The sequence below is a fragment of the Paenibacillus humicola genome (assembly GCF_028826105.1).
GTDB lineage: Bacteria > Bacillota > Bacilli > Paenibacillales > Paenibacillaceae > Paenibacillus_Z > Paenibacillus_Z humicola.
On the sequence record NZ_JAQGPL010000001.1, the window covers coordinates 641,318 to 660,066 of the forward strand.

At 59.0% G+C, this 18,749-nt stretch carries 21 protein-coding genes; 12 read left to right on the plus strand and 9 right to left on the minus strand.

The window, feature by feature from the left end; all coding sequences use genetic code 11:
- The first annotated feature begins 76 nt into the window (after positions 1–76).
- Positions 77–202, plus strand: a complete 126-nt coding sequence (locus tag PD282_RS27430; RefSeq protein ID WP_420832342.1) for an FCD domain-containing protein — start codon at positions 77–79, stop codon at positions 200–202.
- A 171-nt stretch (positions 203–373) separates the two neighbouring features.
- On the opposite strand, the gene PD282_RS03035 is transcribed toward PD282_RS27430, so the two are convergent.
- The 4 genes from PD282_RS03035 to PD282_RS03050 are packed head-to-tail and all read right to left on the minus strand — an operon-like array spanning position 374 to position 4,398.
- Positions 374–1,591 carry a Ger(x)C family spore germination protein gene (locus PD282_RS03035; RefSeq protein WP_274648916.1) on the minus strand — a complete coding sequence of 406 codons (1,218 nt, stop codon included), beginning with the start codon at positions 1,589–1,591 and terminating at the stop codon, positions 374–376.
- A complete protein-coding gene (locus PD282_RS03040) occupies positions 1,588–2,685 on the minus strand; it encodes a GerAB/ArcD/ProY family transporter (protein ID WP_274648917.1) in 1,098 nt (365 codons plus the stop codon). The genes PD282_RS03035 and PD282_RS03040 overlap by 4 nt, the downstream gene beginning before the upstream one ends.
- A gap of 22 nt (positions 2,686–2,707) precedes the next feature.
- Positions 2,708–4,186, minus strand: coding sequence for a spore germination protein (locus PD282_RS03045; RefSeq protein ID WP_274648918.1), 1,479 nt, complete (start codon positions 4,184–4,186; stop codon positions 2,708–2,710).
- Positions 4,183–4,398 (minus strand): hypothetical protein, encoded by a 216-nt coding sequence (locus PD282_RS03050; protein WP_274648919.1) that lies wholly within the window; start codon positions 4,396–4,398, stop codon positions 4,183–4,185. Before PD282_RS03050 ends, PD282_RS03045 begins: the two co-directional genes overlap by 4 nt.
- Before the next feature lie 135 nt (positions 4,399–4,533).
- Between PD282_RS03050 and PD282_RS03055 the strand changes: the two genes are divergently transcribed.
- Positions 4,534–5,013 (plus strand): CBO0543 family protein, encoded by a 480-nt coding sequence (locus PD282_RS03055; RefSeq protein WP_274648920.1) that lies wholly within the window; start codon positions 4,534–4,536, stop codon positions 5,011–5,013.
- Positions 5,010–5,513: a CBO0543 family protein gene (locus PD282_RS03060; protein ID WP_274648921.1), complete on the plus strand. Its 504-nt coding sequence runs from the start codon at positions 5,010–5,012 to the stop codon at positions 5,511–5,513. The genes PD282_RS03055 and PD282_RS03060 overlap by 4 nt, the downstream gene beginning before the upstream one ends.
- Before the next feature lie 108 nt (positions 5,514–5,621).
- Here the strand turns inward: PD282_RS03060 and PD282_RS03065 are convergent, their stop codons facing one another.
- From PD282_RS03065 to PD282_RS03075, 3 genes are all read right to left on the minus strand, one after another.
- On the minus strand, positions 5,622–6,059 hold the full coding sequence (locus PD282_RS03065; RefSeq protein ID WP_274648922.1) for a Dps family protein: 438 nt from the start codon (positions 6,057–6,059) through the stop codon (positions 5,622–5,624).
- Between the two features lie 47 nt (positions 6,060–6,106).
- Positions 6,107–7,054: a thioredoxin-disulfide reductase gene (trxB, locus tag PD282_RS03070; protein WP_274648923.1), complete on the minus strand. Its 948-nt coding sequence runs from the start codon at positions 7,052–7,054 to the stop codon at positions 6,107–6,109.
- Between the two features lie 121 nt (positions 7,055–7,175).
- Positions 7,176–7,583 (minus strand): secondary thiamine-phosphate synthase enzyme YjbQ, encoded by a 408-nt coding sequence (locus PD282_RS03075; protein ID WP_274648924.1) that lies wholly within the window; start codon positions 7,581–7,583, stop codon positions 7,176–7,178.
- Positions 7,584–7,792: 209 nt separating this feature from the next.
- Here PD282_RS03075 and galU point away from each other — a divergent pair, with 209 nt between their 5' ends.
- The 4 genes from galU to PD282_RS03095 all read left to right on the plus strand — a co-directional run bounded on the left by galU (position 7,793) and on the right by PD282_RS03095 (position 12,721).
- Positions 7,793–8,668: a UTP--glucose-1-phosphate uridylyltransferase GalU gene (galU, locus tag PD282_RS03080; RefSeq protein WP_274648925.1), complete on the plus strand. Its 876-nt coding sequence runs from the start codon at positions 7,793–7,795 to the stop codon at positions 8,666–8,668.
- Positions 8,669–8,966: 298 nt separating this feature from the next.
- On the plus strand, positions 8,967–10,088 hold the full coding sequence (locus tag PD282_RS03085; RefSeq protein ID WP_274648926.1) for a GntR family transcriptional regulator: 1,122 nt from the start codon (positions 8,967–8,969) through the stop codon (positions 10,086–10,088).
- Between the two features lie 105 nt (positions 10,089–10,193).
- Complete coding sequence (gene araD, locus PD282_RS03090; RefSeq protein WP_274648927.1) at positions 10,194–10,889, plus strand: L-ribulose-5-phosphate 4-epimerase; 696 nt, start codon at positions 10,194–10,196, stop codon at positions 10,887–10,889.
- 155 nt (positions 10,890–11,044) lie between these two features.
- The gene (locus tag PD282_RS03095; protein ID WP_274648928.1) at positions 11,045–12,721 is read left to right on the plus strand and encodes a ribulokinase; all 1,677 of its coding nucleotides are present in this window, start codon (positions 11,045–11,047) and stop codon (positions 12,719–12,721) included.
- 67 nt (positions 12,722–12,788) lie between these two features.
- On the opposite strand, the gene PD282_RS03100 is transcribed toward PD282_RS03095, so the two are convergent.
- Together PD282_RS03100 and PD282_RS03105 are read right to left on the minus strand one after the other, a co-directional pair.
- Positions 12,789–13,196, minus strand: coding sequence for a hypothetical protein (locus PD282_RS03100; RefSeq protein WP_274648929.1), 408 nt, complete (start codon positions 13,194–13,196; stop codon positions 12,789–12,791).
- A 721-nt stretch (positions 13,197–13,917) separates the two neighbouring features.
- Positions 13,918–14,529 carry a superoxide dismutase gene (locus tag PD282_RS03105; protein WP_274648930.1) on the minus strand — a complete coding sequence of 204 codons (612 nt, stop codon included), beginning with the start codon at positions 14,527–14,529 and terminating at the stop codon, positions 13,918–13,920.
- 525 nt (positions 14,530–15,054) lie between these two features.
- Here PD282_RS03105 and PD282_RS03110 point away from each other — a divergent pair.
- The 5 genes from PD282_RS03110 (at position 15,055) to queG (ending at position 18,575) form a co-directional block, all read left to right on the plus strand.
- Positions 15,055–15,477 carry a GNAT family N-acetyltransferase gene (locus PD282_RS03110; protein WP_274648931.1) on the plus strand — a complete coding sequence of 141 codons (423 nt, stop codon included), beginning with the start codon at positions 15,055–15,057 and terminating at the stop codon, positions 15,475–15,477.
- Positions 15,478–15,617: 140 nt separating this feature from the next.
- Entirely contained in the window at positions 15,618–16,169 is a 552-nt protein-coding gene (locus PD282_RS03115) for a DUF402 domain-containing protein (protein WP_274648932.1), read from the plus strand.
- Between the two features lie 7 nt (positions 16,170–16,176).
- A complete protein-coding gene (lepB, locus tag PD282_RS03120) occupies positions 16,177–16,824 on the plus strand; it encodes a signal peptidase I (RefSeq protein ID WP_274648933.1) in 648 nt (215 codons plus the stop codon).
- Positions 16,825–16,843: 19 nt separating this feature from the next.
- Entirely contained in the window at positions 16,844–17,281 is a 438-nt protein-coding gene (rnhA, locus tag PD282_RS03125; protein ID WP_274648934.1) for a ribonuclease HI, read from the plus strand.
- 58 nt (positions 17,282–17,339) lie between these two features.
- Positions 17,340–18,575 carry a tRNA epoxyqueuosine(34) reductase QueG gene (gene queG, locus PD282_RS03130; RefSeq protein WP_420832266.1) on the plus strand — a complete coding sequence of 412 codons (1,236 nt, stop codon included), beginning with the start codon at positions 17,340–17,342 and terminating at the stop codon, positions 18,573–18,575.
- Positions 18,576–18,749 lie beyond the last annotated feature (174 nt).

The window sequence follows — 18,749 nt, forward strand, 5'->3', positions numbered from 1 at the left end:
CGTATATTCGTTGTCTGTGAAGAAAAGTCCACAGCAGGCAAAATGGGGATGAACCATAATCGGAGACCGGAGCATCATCTTGACCCAGCACTGCGAGATCGCGGCCGCCATCCGCAGGAAGGACCCCGACGCGGCGGAGAATACCATGTACGAGCACCCCAATCTGACGGTGGACGATGTGGTTGTATTACAGCAAAAATGAACGCAGTATTTAAAGTAAAAAACAAGTCATATCAAGTATTCCTTTATTTTATGGATAGGTTGATATTATGCAAAAACATGAATTTATACGCCGCAAAGAAAGCCGCCGTCGGTCGTGGAAGGATCAAGGCCCGCACGGGCCGGTTCGTCCGGCGGATCGGTCTCATGCGGGTCATTCTTTCGTCCAGGGAGAGTAGAGCATCCGCCCCCTTCTGCGGATTTTGACATCGATTTGAATATCCAGCCGGGCTTGCGGGAGCAGCTCCTGATCCCAGCGATCCCGCAGCTTGGTCCAGAGCCGGTAATGGTCGTCCTCCAGCCGGTTGCCGAAGCCGAAGACGTCGGTGCGGTAGGTTTTGGCGGCTTTATTGAACGCTGCCATAATTTCGGCATGGACGGTATCGGCAAACCGGTGCTCCAAATCCCGAATATACTTGTCGTCTATAAACGCCGTTTGATTGCTCCCGTCGGCGATATTGACGTTCGTCTTGATGTGAATGCGGATAACCGGACGCTTGTCGTCGTAGTCCACCGTGTATTTCGCGCTCGGCTTCCCCGATACTTCCAGCGTAATCCGGCAGTCGGCAGCCTCTTCCCGGCACGGCACGCGCACGGTCGCGCTCTTTACTTTATTGATCACCCAGAGAAGTCCGCGGGTTTCCGTTTTATTCATCGTTCCGATCATTCGCGTCCCTTTGAATACGGCGGTCCCTTCGACCAGAAACAGATTCGACTGCTGACTGTCTCCGCCTTGATAAGGCGCAATGCCCACGATATTGCGGTCGTATTCCGACTGTTCGTATCGTTTGACCACCGGGGCGAAAGGCTGCCACCCCTCGGGGTTCGTAAGGCTTCGGGCAAACTCGTTGAAACGGACCGAAGGCGCAAACGAGTTGATATTCGCATTTTCCAGCTGATTGCTGAGCAGATTGGCGGGGATGGACGTAATATCCGGTTCCGACTCCAGCAAATCCTTCGCCCTCCCTTTGACGATAGCCACATAAGCGGTATTCCGCATTTCGGGATCGGACAGGAAGAAATCCAGGTACGAGTCCACCCCTTTTCGGGCCGCATCCTCCGAGATGACGAGCACCTTCAGGTGCGACCAGAATACTTTGACACCCATAATTTCCACATAGCTGCGCACCGCTTCGAACGCCGTCTTGCCGGAGGTGCTGAGGCTTTTAATGGTGTCTTCGGTCGCTTGGGATTGGGGCTTGATAGCTTCCAGGACGGGCGACTGTATCGTCAGCGCGACTTCCCCCCGCTCGTTCAGGTCGATGCCGACCGCCATGGCGTAATCCGTATTGTTCGATTCCCGCATGTTCCAGCAGCCTCCCAGGAGCAGCGTCACGGCGGCAATGACGGTCAGTCGGACGGCATTTCTCATCGGGCGATCGACCTTTTCCGAATCAGACTCATTGCGAACAGACAGCAAAGCATGAATACCGCATAGAGCGGGTACGTCAACGCTTTGAACGATTCCAGGTTAATGATCGATTCGAGCAAATTTTGCGGGATGGTCGTCAGAAAATAGATCACGATGCACAAGGGCATCCGAAGCGGCCGGTAATCGCTTAGCGCAAACCACGATCTCCAGCCGTCGCAGCAGGCATGCAGCACCAGCGATCCCTTCGACAAAATGATCAGCATCCAGACGATTAAAGAAAAAATCTCCAGGTGCTCGATGGAATCGAAAAACGTGATGTCGCGAATCACTTCGATGACCGGAAATACCATCCGTTTCACATAGGCCGGGCTCATGGCGGCGATGCAGATCATGAACGTGGCCATAAACAGCAGTCCAGTCCAGGCGTTGACGAACAGCAGCGATCTCGAGATATGCTTGCGATCCGCCAGATGACGCCAAAAAAGCAGCAGGATGCCCGCTTCCGCGTAGCCGCTGAACACGAACAGGGCGCCCTTCATCAAACCGGCCGCGTCCGTATCGAAAAAGGGACTCATCCGCGTAAATTCGGCGTTCGACACCGCCAGCGAGTAGAGAAAAGCGATCATGACAACGACCAGCGGCATGATGATCTGGCTCCAGCGGGCCACCGCCCCGATGCCGCCGCCGACCATGGCATATTCCAGCGCGAGAACCATGATGAGAATGATTTCCCGCGGCGTTTCGGGAAGAATCAACAGCGTGAACAGCTCCGCTACAATCCGGTTGACGAGAGCGACGAACAGGAGGAGGGGGAGCAGCACGAATACGAGCGCGAACAGCCGGCCTGCAAGCGAACCCAATTGATGCCGGATATACCCGACCAGATCGCAGCGGGTATGCTCCATCCGGCGGATAACCGCCAGCAGCAGCAGGCTGTACAAAGAAAAGCACGCCATTGCCAGCAGGATGCACAGCCACCCCGTATGATTGGCCACTCGGGCGAGCGCTCTCGGCTCGCTGAAGAAAATGGTCGCGAAAATATTGAAGGTCAGCAGGATGATCAGCTGTTTATTCGTTACCGTTTCACTGCCCATGAATGAAGCTCCCTCCTGAAGGTCAAGGTCTTCGCGCCCGCCGGGTCCGGTTGATCGGCCTTAAAAATCCCGGCCGCTTCATCTGCAGAACGCTCGGCCGCTTCAGCAGCAGCGAATCGTCGACCTGACTCAGCTTGTCCGGGGTAAGCGAGGCCATATAATCGACGCCGAACGAACGGAGCCTGACCAAATGAATCAAAATCAGCGAGAGGCCGAACAGGATTCCGAACAGCCCCATCGTTCCGGCCAGAATCATCATCGGGAAGCGCAGCAGGCGAATGGCCAGCGACGTGTTGTAGCTCGGAATGATGAACGAGCCGATGGCCGTGATCGACACGATAACGGTCAGTACAGGTCCGATAATATTGGCCTGGACCGCGGCCTGCCCGATGACCAGCGCGCCGACGATGCCGATCGTCTGGCCGAACGAGCCGGGCATGCGGATGCTGGCCTCGCGCAGCAGCTCGAACGTGATTTCCATCAGCAGCGCCTCGAGCAGCGTCGGAAACGGGATGCCGGTCCGGTTCGCGGCGATCATAATCATGAGCTCCGTCGGGATCATCTCCTGGTGAAAGGAAGAGACGGCGATATAAAGGGAGGGCATGAGAAGTGCGATCGTCAGCGCCAGCATCCGGATCCACCGGGTGAACGCGGCGGAATAAAATTTCGTATAGTAATCCTCGCTTGTAATCATCATCTCCGAGAACGTAACCGGCATGTAAATGGCGAACGGCGTTCCGTCCACGAGAACCGCCACCCGTCCTTCCAATACCGCGGAAGCGGCCCGGTCCACCCGTTCGGTATAGGCGATTTGCGGAAAAGGCGACCATATCTGGTCCTCCAAATGCTCGGCCAGCTCGCTGCTGTCGAGCAGCATATCGCCGTCGAACGTGCCGAGCCGCCGTTTCACCTCCTCGACGATGCCCGGATTGGCGACATCCTCTAAATACACGATCGAGATATCCGTCTTGCTGCGAGTCCCGACCTGCTGCAGGGAAACGACCATCGCGGGGTCCTTGATCCGTCTCCGCAGCAAAGCGGTATTCACGCGCAGCACTTCGACGAACGAATCCTGCGGGCCGACGATGCTTTTCTCCGAGGAGGGGCTGCCGACCGACCGGTGCTCCCACCCTTCGGTCGAAACGATGATACATTCGACAGCCCCGTCGACGAGCACAATCGTGCTCGAATAGATCAGGGATTCGATCGTTTTTGCGAGCGACCTTTCCCGCCGGAGCCCGCCGGCGGCGATATGCGCGCAGATCCCGTCCAGTCCGTGCTCATTTGTAGGCAGCGCGATGAGCGGAAGCAGAATATGCTGCTGTACGAGGTCCCGATCGGCAAGCCCGTCCATATAGACGACGGCGGTCCGGCTGCGGCCGGTCCCGCCCGGAAGCTCGCGGACGATCAGCTCGTTCGTCCCGTGGAGGGCGAGCCGGATCGCCCGGACATTATCGTCGAGGCCGGGGAGCAGCGGACGTTCGGTTCCGTTATGCGTCACAGTGCGAACCCTCCCATTCGAATGACGGTAAGCATGAAATGGTGCCATTTGTCGGCCAGAAGGGGATAAAGCCCAAGCGCGAATAGCACCGCCATGGCCAATGCAAGCCCGCTCAGCAGCAAAAACGCGATCCGCACCTTCCCGATCATCGGGCGGGGCCGGGCCGCATGCAAAAGAGCGAAGACGATGATAAGCGAGTAGATTCCGTGCATATTGTTCCCTCGGGGTAAGACTTGGTTATAATTTGTCCGAATATCCAAAAAATAAGCAAAATGAGTTCATATTGGCGGTTCGCGGCCGATTACTCGGGGAATGTTAAAGTTACAAAATGCGAGGAGGCGATGAGGATGATGCTGGAGAGGACGATACTGGCGGCGGTTTGGGCGGTTTGCCTGACGTCGCTGGCGCTGCTTGTTCCGCGCCGGCGCCGGCGGGAGGCGGTGCTGCTGTTCCTGTTCGCGCAAATCATTGTCCGGGCGTCGAGTATGATGCTGGTCGATCTCGGGCTTATTTCGAATCCGATTCGCGAATTTCCGCGCGCCACGGGAGCGAATTTTTCGCTCGACTATATCTTGTATCCCACTTTGATCGTCTTTTTCTGCTTTACGTATCCGCAGCTCCGTTGGAAGCTCGCGGGACATCATGCCGTTTTTCTGGCAGCGGTTGCCATTTACCTCGTTCTGATCGATCTTTATACCGGACTGCTCAAGCTTCATTGCGGCGTATGGCTGCCCCTTGCTTTGTTTTACATCGGAGCTCAGGGCACGTACCGGTATGGCCGCTGGTTCTTTCGCCAAAAATCCGCTGCGGGAGCTCAGCCGTTATGATGATCCCGCTCACTTCCGATGAGATCATCCTGATCGCGATCAACGCGGCGGGCATCAGCTCCATTCTGCTCGTTCCGAAGCGGCGCAGGCGCGAGGCGCATGCCGTTTATTTGTTCCAGCAGCTCATTACATGGCCGCTCGGCCTGCTGCCGGTCGAGCTCGGCCTGCTCGAATACCCGGTTCACGAGCTGGGCAGGGCGAACGAAACGAGCATCACGTTCGAATTTTTTATTTATCCGACCGTCGCCGCTTATTTCTGGCTCTATTATCCCCGCGGCCGTACCGTCCCGGTCAGGCTGCTTTATTATGCCGCATTTGCGGGAGGCATCACGATTCCGGAGCTGCTGTTTGAGCATTATACGAAGCTGATCCGCTATACCGGCTGGCATTGGTACTATACGACACTCAGCATTTCCGCGACCTTGTGGCTGTCCCGGCGGCTCGGGCTTTGGTTTTTTGCCGGGCAGGTCGCCGGCTTTTCGAAGCGCGGGCGGTTGTGATAAGATTGCCGGGTCCACCCGGCGGTCCCTTCTTCTTCATTATAAAGGGGGATGCCGACAAGCCGCGGTATACGGCTTGACGGCATCCCCCTTGCATCATTTTCGGGCTTAACGTCCGTTAAACGCCTTCAGCATCCACACATGCTTCTCAAGCGAGGCGTGAATGGAGAGCAGCAGGTCGGCGGTCGTTTCGTCGCCGGATTTCTCGGCTTCATTCATGCCTTCCTTCAACTCGCCGATGACGACGGAGAAGTCGGCAATGAGCGAATCGACCATTTCCTCGGCGGATTCCTTGCCGCTCGCTTCCTTGATGCTGGAAAGCTTCAGCTGCTCGCTCATCGTGGCGACCGGCTTGCCTTCCAGCGCGAGCAGGCGCTCGGCTATATTGTCGACGTGCAGCGCGGCTTCCTCGTACAGCTCCTGGAATTTCACATGCAGCGTAAAAAATTGACTGCCCTTCACATACCAGTGGTAGTTGTGCAGCTTCACGTACAGGACGCTCCAGCTAGATACTTGTTGGTTCAGCAGATCGTTTAATTTGCTCATGTTCTCCGCTCCTTTGTCAAATGGTTTCGTTGCGCTCGCACCGTTTTTTAAACGGTTTGCGGCGCGGTGGACGAACCGGCCTCCTCCAAATAGCGCTCGCAGTCGAGCGCCGCCATGCAGCCGCTTCCCGCCGCGGTAACCGCCTGACGGTAACGGCGGTCCTGCACATCCCCGCAGGCGAAAACGCCGGGAATGTTCGTCTCCGTCGTGCCGGGCCGGACGATGATGTACCCTTGTTCGTCCGTCTCGACCTGGCCGCCGAGGAACGAGGTGTTCGGCGTATGGCCGATCGCCACGAACACGCCTTCCGCGGCAATCAGCCGCTCTTCGCCGGTCTCGTTATCGCGGACGGCCAGTCCCTGCAGGCCCTGCCCGCCGGCTTTGACCTCAAGCGGGGTCGCATTCAGGCTCCAGCCGATTTTGCCGTTGGTCCGCGCCCGGTCCTGCATGATTTTCGAAGCGCGCAGCTCAGGACGGCGGTGGACGACCGTCACCTCGGTCGCGAACCGGGTCAGGAACGACGCTTCCTCCATGGCCGAGTCGCCGCCTCCGACGACGATCAGCTTTCTGCCGCGGAAAAAGAAACCGTCGCATGTCGCGCAGGTGCTGACGCCGCGGCCGACGTTGTCCCGCTCGCCCGGGATTCCCATATATTTTGCCGATGCGCCGGTCGAAATAATCATCGCTTCCGTCTCCAGCTCGGATCCGCTCTCCAGCGACAGCTTAAAGAGCCTTTGCGACAAATCGGCCGATTCTACCCAGCCGGTCCGGAAACGGGCGCCGAAGCGCTGCGCCTGCTTGCGCATATTGGACATCAGCTCCGATCCGAGCACGCCGTCCGGGAAGCCGGGGAAGTTCTCGACCTCGGTCGTCGTCGTCAGCTGGCCGCCGGGCTGCGGACCTTCGAGCACGAGCGGGCTGAACCCTGCGCGGGCGAGATAAATGGCGGCGGTCAGGCCGGAAGGGCCGGTTCCGACAATGATGATTTTTTCCACGTGGTGAGCTCTCCTTTCATTAACCTTCTGCGGCTGCCTTCAATCATAATTATAATAAATACTAAATTAAAATTATTATAAATAAGAAAAGAAGTCAAGATGTTTTTTGGCAAAGAGGCGTTCAATTTTCGCCGCTCATCAGCTTGACGTAAAACTCTCGCGTCCGCGGCCCGTCGAACTCGCAGAAATAAATGCCCTGCCACCGGCCGAGCAGCAGCCTGCCGCCGCTGACGATGACGGTCTGCGATGTGCCCGTCGTCATCGCTTTCAGGTGAGAGGCGGTGTTTCCTTCGGCATGACGGTATTTCGGATGCTCCCACGGGTACACCTCCTCCAGCCGCATCAGCACGTCGTGCTTCACGTCGGGATCGGCGTTCTCCTGAATCGCGATGCCGGCGGTCGTATGCGGGCAGTAGACGATAACGGCGCCGTCCGTAAACGTCCAGCCGCTTACGATGGCGGCTACCTCGCGGGTGATGTCGATCATTTCGTCTCTGCGGGACGTTTTCAGCGTTCTTTTTACCAGCATCATTTTCGCTCCTTTGTCGTGAAAAGTAGGGAATCCCTGTATGTGTACCCAGTGTGGCATGCCCGGCAGATCGATGTCAAATCATCATTTGACCATGGAAAGGCGGGGAAAATACGGGTATCATTATGGTATACAAGCTTGCGGCAGCGTCCGGAATCAGCGGGCGGCTGCCGCCCGGGACGTTAGGGATAAGGAGAGGGGTCTTGGACATGAAGAAAAGAGTACGCAAAGCGATTATACCGGCCGGAGGGCTTGGAACCCGGTTTCTGCCCGCAACCAAGGCGCAGCCGAAGGAAATGCTGCCCTTGATCGACAAGCCGGCGATTCAATACATTGTAGAGGAAGCGGTGGCCTCGGGCATCGAAAGCATCATGATCGTCACCGGGCGCAACAAGCGGGCGATCGAGGATCATTTCGACAAATCGTTCGAGCTCGAGGCGGAGCTGGAAGCGCACGGTAAAGCGGAAATGCTGGAGGTGGTGCGCGGCATTTCGCATTTGGCGGACATTTGCTACATCCGGCAGCGGGAGCCGCTCGGGCTCGGCCATGCCGTGCTGTGCGCGCGCAGCTTTGTCGAGGACGAGCCGTTCGCCGTGCTGCTCGGCGACGATATCCTGCTGTCGGAGCCGCCCTGCCTGAAGCAGATGATCGATTTGTACGATCAGCGCCAGTCGTCGGTCGTCGCCGTGATGGAGGTGCCGTGGGATCAGACGCACAAATACGGCATCGTCGATTTGGGCGGCCGCGGCGACGGAACGGTGCAGGACCTGGTGGAAAAGCCGAACCCGGGCGAAGCGCCCTCGAACCTTGCCGTCGTCGGCCGGTACGTGCTGGATCCGGCGATATTCGGCCTGCTGGAGCGGGCGGAGCCGGGCAAAGGCGGCGAGATCCAGCTGACCGACAGCCTGCAGCGTCTCAACACGGTGCTGCCGCTGACGGCTTTCCGGTTCGGCGGCCGCCGGCACGACGTCGGAGACAAACTCGGCTTTGTCCAGGCCACGATCGATATCGCGCTGGGCCGGGAAGATTTGGCCGACGATGTCAGGGCTTATCTGCTGGAACGGCTCGGTGCGGTCAGCAAATAAGTTTACGGCGCCAATCGTTTACCGCGTTAACATTTTGCCGCCTGCCGGAACGGGGATAACCCGCGGCAGGCGGTTTTTTTCGGTTATAACGATTAACGGAGGAGTTTATGAGACGAAAAATCACGATCGGCTGGAACAGCTGATCAAAGCGGTGCCGTCTATTCGCCGGTAAGGCGTAAATCTAAGAGGTGCCGAGTTCGGAGGGTTGTTTCATCGGGCGGCGGCTTATGTACGTACAAGTTGAATGCATGCTATACTGTTTCCATACAAGTTGGACAAACGGAAATCGAGGTGCAACGTGAAGGAACGGCTTCAACCGAAATACCGGCAATTGAAGGAAGAAATCGTCTCGTGGATCGCGGCCGCCCGGTTCAAGCCGCACGACAAGCTGCCGTCGGAGAACGAGATCGCCTCCAGGTTTGGCATGAGCCGCCAGACGGTGCGGCAGGCGCTCGGCGATCTGGAGGCGGAGGGCTGGCTGTACCGGACGCAGGGCAAGGGCACGTTCGTCGCCGAAACGGCGGAGGGCGGCCGCGCCGGTTCGTCCGCGCTTACGGTCGGACTCGTGACGACGTATATCTCGGACTATATTTTCCCGACCATCGTCCGCGGCGTCGAATCGGCTCTTCGTCTGCAGGGCGCCCGGCTGGTGCTGGCCAGCACCGACAACGAGAAGGCGAAGGAGCGGGAATGCCTCGAATCGATGCTGCGCCAGCAGCTAGGCGGCCTGATCGTGGAGCCGACCAAAAGCGCCGAAGGCAACCCGAACCTGGATCTGTTTCTGGCGCTGGAAGCGCGCAAAACGCCGTTCGTCATGCTGAACGAGCGGTACAGCGATCTCGACGTGCCGTGCCTGAAGGTTGACGACGAGCTGGGCGGTTTCCGCGCAGCGGAGCATTTGGCGAAGCTCGGCCACCGGCGGATTGCCGGTTTGTTCAAAACCGACGATTTTCAGGGCGTGTACCGGATGCGGGGATTTTTGCGCTGCCTGCGCGAACGGCAGCTGGCGCTCGCTCCGGGCTTTCTGGTTCGTTATACGACCGAGGAGAAGACGTCGAAGCCGGAGCTGGCGCTGGCCGCGCTGCTGGACCTGGAGCCGGGCGACCGGCCGACCGCGATTGTCTGCTACAACGACGAGCTTGCCGTCAGGCTGCTCGACGTCGTGAGGCGCAAAGGGCTGGCCGTGCCCGCCGAGCTGTCCGTCGTCGGCTTCGACAACGCTTCGCTGGCGACGGCGACGGAAGTGAAGCTGACGACGTTCGAGCACCCGAAGACGGCCATGGGCGAGGATGCGGTCGCGCTGCTGACGGAGCTGGTGAACCGGCGAGGCGGCGGGCGGCAGCCGGAGGATATCGTATACGAGCCGAAGCTGATCGAGCGCGAATCGGCAGGACCCGCTCCCGTGTCCGGTGCAAAATAGGGCGTGACACACTTGTACGTACAAGTTATAATGATCGTAACGAATTGAATTCCGAAGGCCGGCCGGATGACGGCCGGTCCGATCGTTGCGGGAGGGGCTTGATTCATGCTGGAAGCGTTAAAAGAAGCCGTGTGGGAAGCGAATATGGATTTGCCGAAGTACGGCCTCGTCACGTTCACGTGGGGCAACGTGAGCGGCGTTGACCGCGAGCGCGGTCTTATGGCCATTAAACCGAGCGGCGTTCCTTACGAGGAGCTGCGGCCGGAGCATATCGTCATCGTCGATTTGGAAGGCACCGTGGTTGAAGGCAGCCTGCGGCCGTCCTCCGATACGCCGACGCATGCCGCGCTTTACCGCGCGTTCGATGGGATCGGCGGCATCGTCCACACCCATTCGCCGTGGGCGACCAGCTGGGCGCAGGCCGGACGGGGCATCCCGGCGCTCGGCACGACGCACGGGGATTATTTCTACGGCGAGATTCCGTGCACGCGGCCGATGACCGAGCAGGAAATTACGGGCGAATACGAGCTCGAGACCGGAAACGTTATTATTGAAACGTTCGTCAAGGGCGGCATCGACCCGCTGCAGGTTCCCGCCGCGCTCGTCTTCAGCCATGCGCCGTTCGTCTGGGGCAAAGACGCTCACAATGCGGTGCACAACGCGGTCGTCGTCGAGGAAGTGGCGAAAATGGGGCTGCAAACCTTTATGCTGAATCCGAACGCGCAGCCGATGGACCAGAACCTGCTGGACCGCCATTATTTGCGCAAACACGGGAAAAACGCGTATTACGGCCAAAAATAAGCGGAGAACGGGCCTGCCTTGCATGGTCACGGGAAGCTCCGCAAAAACAAGCGGATGAGCGGGCCACCGAGCAGGGTCACGGAAGCTCTTCGCAAAACAAGACGGCGCCTTTTGCAGCCAGTTTTTTGCTCCACAAAATATTTAGGAGGTCTACTATGTCCAAATACGCCATTGGAGTCGATTACGGGACCGAATCGGGACGAGCGGTGCTCGTCCGTCTCGCGGACGGCGAGGAAATCGCCGATCATGTCACGCCCTACCGCCACGGCGTCATCGACGAAAAGCTGCCGGATACCGGCCTGAAGCTCGAATACGACTGGGCGCTGCAGCACCCGAACGATTACATGGAGGTGCTCGAGCAATCCGTGCCTGCGGTTGTAAGGGCTTCCGGCATCGATCCGGCCGATATTATCGGCTTCGGCATCGATTTTACGGCATGTACGATGCTGCCGATCGACGAAGAGGGCCGGCCGCTCTGCTTCCTGCCGGCGTACAAAGCGAATCCGCACAGCTGGGTCAAGCTGTGGAAGCATCATGCGGCTCAGGACGAGGCGAACGAAATTAACCGGATCGCGGCCGAGCGCGGCGAAGCGTTCTTGGCCCGGTACGGGGGCAAAATATCCTCCGAGTGGATGATCGCCAAAGGCTGGCAGATCTTGAACGAGGCGCCGGAGATTTATGAAGCGGCCGACAAGTTCGTCGAAGCGACCGATTGGGTGATCGGCCAGTTGACGGGCAACATCGTCCGCAACAGCTGCACCGCGGGTTACAAAGCGATTTGGCATAAACGGGACGGTTACCCGGGCAAACCGTTTTTCAAAGCGCTCGACCCCCGTCTTGAGCAGTTGACGGAAACGAAGCTGCGCGGCGACGTGCAGCCGCTCGGCACGAAGGCCGGCGGGCTGACGCCCGAGATGGCGGCGCGGATCGGTCTTGCGCCGGGCACCGCGGTCGCGGTCGGCAACGTCGACGCCCATGCCGCCGTGCCGGCGGTTGGGGTTGTGACGCCGGGCAAGCTTGTCATGGCGATGGGCACGTCCATCTGTCACATGCTGCTCGGCACGGCGGAAAAGGAAGTCGAAGGCATGTGCGGCGTCGTGGAGGACGGCATTATTCCGGGTTATTTCGGGTACGAAGCGGGGCAATCCGCGGTCGGCGACATTTTCGCCTGGTTTGTGGACGAGGCCGTTCCCGCCTATGTGGCGGAGGCGGCGAAAACGGAAGGCGTCGGCGTGCACGACTGGCTCGAGCGCAAAGCGTCCGAGCTGAAGCCGGGCGAGTCCGGCGTGCTCGCGCTCGATTGGTGGAACGGCAACCGTTCCGTTCTGGTCGATACGGATTTGACCGGCGTGTTCGTCGGCCTTACGCTGCTGACGAAGCCCCAGGACATGTACCGCGCGCTGCTGGAGGCGACGGCGTTCGGCACGCGCAAAATCGTCGAGGCGTTCCAGGGCAGCGGCGTCGAAGTGAACGAGCTGTACGCCTGCGGCGGCCTGCCGCAAAAAAACCGGCTGCTGATGCAAATCTACGCGGACGTGACGAACCGCGAAATTAAAATCGCGGCATCGAAGCAGACGCCGGCGCTCGGCGCGGCGATGTTCGGGGCGGTTGCCGCGGGCTCGGCCAAAGGCGGCTACGACAATATCGTCGAAGCGGCCGCCCGCATGGGCCGCGTGCGCGAGGAGACGTTCAAGCCGATTCCCGCAAACGTTGCGGTTTACGACCGGCTGTACGCGGAGTACAACGCGCTGCACGATTATTTCGGCCGCGGCGCCAACGACGTCATGAAGCGGCTGAAGGCGATCAAGGAAGCGGCAAGTACACGCGAATAGGCTGCGAGTATAAGGAAGGTCCGGCATCCCCGGTTTGGGCGGTGCCGGACCTCTTTGTGTTAACGCGTTATCCCTCCTCTTCAGCCTCGGCTCTCGTATCGTCGTCAACATTTTGCTGCTGCGCATCCGGGTGATATTCGAAGCTGTCCTGGAACTGCTGCTCGGCAGCCATGTCCTCGAACTCATCCTCGCGCGGGAATCCGGGTCCCCTCACCACCAGCTCAAGCGACACCGTATCGCGCGGCTGCAGCGGATAGAAAAGGAACGTTTGCGGAATGCGCCTGCCGTTCAAGCGCAAAATGACGTCGATGTTGCCGGTAATGAAGACGCCGTCCACGGCGACGATCCGTCCGCCGAAGCCGAACCGGACGACGCCCGTTGCAGCGAGCGCCTGGTAAATGGTGATCCCCCGGAAAAACCGGACCGGGTGCGTTCTCGTCAGCCACGGGAAAAACCGCCCGCCGTTAATGAACACAAAGACGAACTGGAAGCCCGGCCCCGGCGGGAACGGCGGCGGCGGGGGCGGGAACGGTCCGGGTCCCGGCGGGAACGGCGGAGGGAACGGCCCAGGCCCAGGCCCAGGTCCAGGCCCCGGTCCGGGTCCCGGCGGAAATGGCGGCGGGAACGGTCCAGGCCCAGGTCCAGGCCCCGGCCCGGGTCCGGGTCCCGGTCCCGGCGGGGGAGGAGGGAATCCCGGTCCCGGTCCCATGCCGCGCGGCTCCCCGCAGCAGCCGCAATAACCGCCCGCAAAAGCGGGGTAAGTATTGGCGTAGCTGCCTGGAACGTTTCCGGAAGCGTACGGGTTATACCACATGTACACACTTCTCCTTTTGCAAAATGGATAGGGAATGCTCTCCCTACATGATATGGGCGAGTGCCTATCCATTTTCCTGTCCCGGAAGTAAAAGTTTCACGCTTGGACAGGTTTCGACGGGTTCATTCGAGGAACCCGGCAAACGACGGGGCGGGTTAAGCGGCGGAATCAGGCGGTTTAACGGACAAGCCAGGCCAATCCGGGTGTTTTCGACAGAAGGCCTCCCGCTGCAAACAGACGCATGATTAGATTGAACCGGCGGCCGGTTCGTCGGCAGGGGGTCGGCGATGCCGTTGCGAACCAGCGAAAATGGACGCAAAAAAACAGGACCGCCGGCGGAAAATCCGCAGACGATCCTGTTTCTATTTGCCGGAGTAGGCTTTTACTTCGCCGCGTCGTAACGCTTGCCTACTTCCGCCCAGTTGACGACATTCCAGAACGCTGCAATGTAGTCGGGGCGTTTGTTTTGATATTTCAGGTAATACGCGTGCTCCCATACGTCCAGACCGAGCAGCGGCGTATCGCCTTCCATGATCGGGCTGTCCTGGTTCGGCAGGCTGTACACTTTCAGCTTGCCGTCCTTGCCGAGCGCGAGCCATGCCCAGCCGCTGCCGAAACGGGTTGCAGCCGCTTTCGCGAAATCTTCCTTGAATTTATCGAAGCCGCCCAGCTCGTTTGCAATCGCGTCGGCCAGTGCGCCGCTCGGCGCGCCGCCTGCGTTTGGAGCGATCGTCTGCCAGAACAGGCTGTGGTTGGCATGTCCGCCGCCGTTGTTGCGGACCGCGGTGCGGATCGATTCCGGAACCGCGTTCAGATCGGCGATCAGGTCCTCGACGGATTTGCTTTGCAGCTCGGGAGCGGACTCCAGCGCAGCATTCAGGTTCGTCACGTACGTATTATGGTGACGATCGTGGTGAATTTCCATCGTTTGCGCATCGATGTGCGGCTCGAGCGCATTGTTCGGATAAGGAAGTGCAGGTAATTGATGGGCCATTAATGACTACCTCCTGATTCGTTTATGTATTCTTTTTCATACCCATTATCTAACTTCCGCTCTAATAAATCAACAAAAATGTTTGTAAAGTCGGGCGCCCTGCAAACATTTTTCGTACAACCTCCGGTCCCATATTTTATATACCCTGGAAGCGGGCTAAATAAACAAGTGCCGGTGAAAAAATGATTTGCGCGGAATCGGGGGACATGGAGCGGCTATACTCGCGCAAGGCAAGAAGCTGATGACAATGAAGACGAGTGAGGGACCCATTTTAGCATTCTCATGCAGCCGAAATCTATAAATTTACTTAATCGTATTTAAAATATGCAAAATTGTTTCCGGACTGAGAGAAAAGAATTTTGTCGAAAAACGGCGAAAACGGTTAAAATGAAGCGCTTTCATCCAATTTTACGGTTTTTTATTCAATTATTAAGGAAATCTAAAGGTTTTAATAGAATTTACGAACAATTTGTCGTATTATTAAACGTATCTGAAATCATAGTCTGTGATTGAGAGGTAATTTCTATGAACGTTCGTTCTTTTCAGTTGTCGGATTACCGCCCTGTTACGGAACTCCTTCAATCGGTTTTATCGGAGGACTGCTACGAGCAAACGATGGAAGCTTTCGGGCGCCAGCTTTCATGGGACAGCGAGCTTGTGCTGGTCGCATCGGTGGACGGCGTCATTGCCGGCATGATTATCGGTACGATCGACGATAACAAGGGCTACTATTACCGCGTCGCCGTGCATGCGGATTATCAGCGGCAGGGCATCGGCAAGAAGCTGATTCGTTCGCTCCGGCAGCGCTTCGAGCAGCGGAACGTTTCGAGAATTATGATTACGGCGGACGAGCATAACGAACCGATCCTTTCTTTATACGAATCGCTCGGCTACGCGGCTTCAGATTTTTTTCGCTCCTTTCAGAAGCTGAGCATCGTCGCAGGTTAGACAACCGGGGTTTTCCCCGCACAGACAAAACAAACACGACAAGCTTTACATGGACGAGCATATCTGCCCCCGACATTGCTTTTGGCGGACGGATATGCTTTTCTTATAAGTAAGAACTTCTGCGGGAGTACGGAAAGCACATGGACAATTACATTTCTTGCGTGATCAAAAGCTTCAAGCATAACGGCAGGCTGCACCGGATGTGGCTGGAAAACCGGCAAATCCCGAAGGAACGGCTGGCTCCCGGGCATGCGGCCGAATCGATGTTCGTGTTCATTAACCGGCAGACTCCGATTCAGGAGGCGGACGGCAAGCAGTGGACCAGCCGGATACCGGCTGTTTCGTTTTTTATTCCCGGCGAATGGTTCAACGTGGTGGCTCTGCTGGAGGACGGCGGCGTCCGGTATTACTGCAACGTGGCGTCACCGCCGTATTTTCACAACCGGCTGCTGACCTATATCGACTACGACCTGGACGTCATCATCCCGAGCGGCGGGGCGCCGCAAATCGTCGACCGGGACGAATACGAGTTCCATAAAGCAGCGTATCATTATTCGGCCGTGGTGGACCGCAAGGTGATGGCCGGGCTCGAAGCGCTTATGGACCGGATCGGCCGAGGCCGCGCTCCGTTTCAGGACGATCTGGTCATCGCCTATTACGAGGAGTGGCAAAAAAAGACGGGCGAGGTGTGAAGCCGACATGGCCCCCTATTCGGATTCCCGGCACGAAACGGAAGCGCCGTCCGGGCTGCCCGGCAGGCGAAAGCAGGCCGGACCGAACGGAAGCGGGAAGGCGGGCAATTCGGGCGGAGGCCGGCCGCGCGTGTGGACCGCGGAGCTCCGGGACTGGGTCCGCACGCTTGCGGTCGCTGCGCTTTTTGTCCTGCTGCTGCATACATTCGTCTTTAATCTCTCGACGGTAGACGGCCACTCGATGGAGCCGACGCTGTCGGACAAAATGTGGCTGTTCGTCGATAAATTCGCGTACCGGTTCGGCCCGCCCGAACGCGGCGACGTCGTGATTTTTCGCGACCCTTCCGACGATGCGGACAAGAAGGAATTTCTCGTTAAACGGATCATCGGGGTGCCGGGCGATACGATCGAAATTCGCAGCGGCCAGCTGTACCGCAACGGCCAACTGGTGGTGGAGCCGTATACGGATACGAAAATCGAGGATTCGGACTTTGGGCCGCTGAAGGTGGTGGAGGGCCGCTTTTTCGTTATGGGCGACAATCGCCATACGCGGGCCAGCAAAGACAGCCGTGCGTTCGGGTCGGTGCCGCGAGGTCTGATTCAGGGACGGGCCGACTTCATCTTATGGCCGATCGTCGGCATCCACATGTTGTAGCGACCGGAGGTGAACTTGTTTGACCAAGGAAGTGACGATCTATACCGACGGCGCCTGCTCCGGCAACCCGGGTCCGGGGGGCTGGGGCGCGGTGCTTTTTTACGGAGAACACAAAAAAGAAATATCGGGCGGTGAACGGGCTACGACCAACAACCGGATGGAGATCCGGGCCGTTATCGAAGCGCTCGGCATGCTGAAGGAACCGTGCAGCGTGAAGGTGTACAGTGATTCCGCCTATGTCGTCAACTGCTTCCAGCAAAACTGGATTCGCGGCTGGCTGAAGAACGGTTGGCGCAATAGCAAGGGCCAGCCGGTTGAAAATCAGGATTTGTGGCAGTCGCTGTGGGCGCTGATGCAGAAGCATCAGGTGAGCTATGTGAAGGTGAAGGGGCACAGCGACAACGAGTGGAACAACCGGTGCGACGAGCTGGCGCGCGAAGCAATCCGGCAGTTGTAACGGGCGGATATTGCAGCCGGGAGCGGCGAAACCTACGAACAGAAGGCGACAGGAGGCGATGGTTATGGCCGGAGCGGAGACATTCTGGGATCAGTTGAAAACGAAAATGAAAGCTGCCGCTCCGGAACTCGGCATCGATAAAATCGGGGTCGCTTCGGCCGCCCCGTTTACCGAGCTGAAGCAGCGGCTGCTTCGGCATCGCGAGCTCGGCCGCGAATCCGGGTTCGAAGAGCCGGATCTCGACAAGCGGACGGAGCCTGCGCTGCTGTTCGACGATCCGCAGTCGATCGTTGCCATCGCGGTCGCTTACCCGTCCAAGCTGCAGGATGCGCCGAAATCCGCGCCGGGCGCGCGGCGCGGCATCATCTCGCGCTCGGCCTGGGGCGAGGATTATCATTCGGTGCTGCGCGACCGGCTTCGGCGGCTCGAAGCGTGGCTTCACGAACGCGTGCCGCATGTTCGCGCGGAGAGCATGGTCGATACCGGCGCGCTGTCGGACCGCGCGGTGGCCGAGCGGGCCGGCATCGGCTGGAGCGGCAGCAACTGTGCGATCATTACGCCGGAATGGGGCTCGTGGGTTTATCTCGGCGAAATGATCACCAATCTGCCGCTGCCGCCGGACAAGCCCGTCACCGAGAGCTGCGGCGAATGCACCGCATGCATCGACGCTTGTCCGACCGGTGCCCTCGTCGGGCCGGGAGAGCTCGATGCGAAGCGCTGCATTTCGTTCATTACGCAGACGAAAGGCATCGTCCCGGATGAAATGATGCGCAAAATCGGCAACCGCCTGTACGGCTGCGATACGTGCCAGGTTGTATGCCCGGAGAACAAGGGGCGCAACTGGACGCACCAGCCGGAGCTTGCGCCGGACCCCGAGAAGGTGAAGCCGCTGCTCGTTCCGCTTCTAGCGATGAGCAACCGCGAGTTCAAGGAAACGTACGGCCGGAGCGCTTCCGCCTGGCGCGGGAAAAAGCCGATTCAGCGCAATGCGGTCATCGCGCTCGGCAACTTCAAGGACCGGAGCGCCGTTCCGGCGCTCGCCGCCGTTCTGGCGGAGGACCCGCGCTTCGAGCTGCGCGCGACGGCGGCCTGGTCGCTCGGCCGGGTCGGGGGCGCGGAAGCCGCCGAAGCGCTGGATCGGGCGCTTGCGGACGAGCGGGACGAGACGGTTCGGCAGGCCATCCGGCGTGCGCGGAAGGCGCTTGCCGAAGCAGAGCTTGAGCCCGGCGCGGAGGCGAATGCCGGGATGACAGGCCCGGAACAAGCGGACCGGGCGGAGGATCGGCCGCTGTAAGGTGGCCGATGCCCCGGCACGGCTAAGACGGCTGAACAGCCGGCCGCGCGCATCGCCGGGAGGCGGCGGCAGTGAATCGCCCGCGCTCCGCATCGCGTGGCTGCAGCCCGTGCTAACATGGCGTTCTCGGCCGGTGGGCGGGCTGTCTTTTCGCGCCGTCTACGGGGGTTTGAC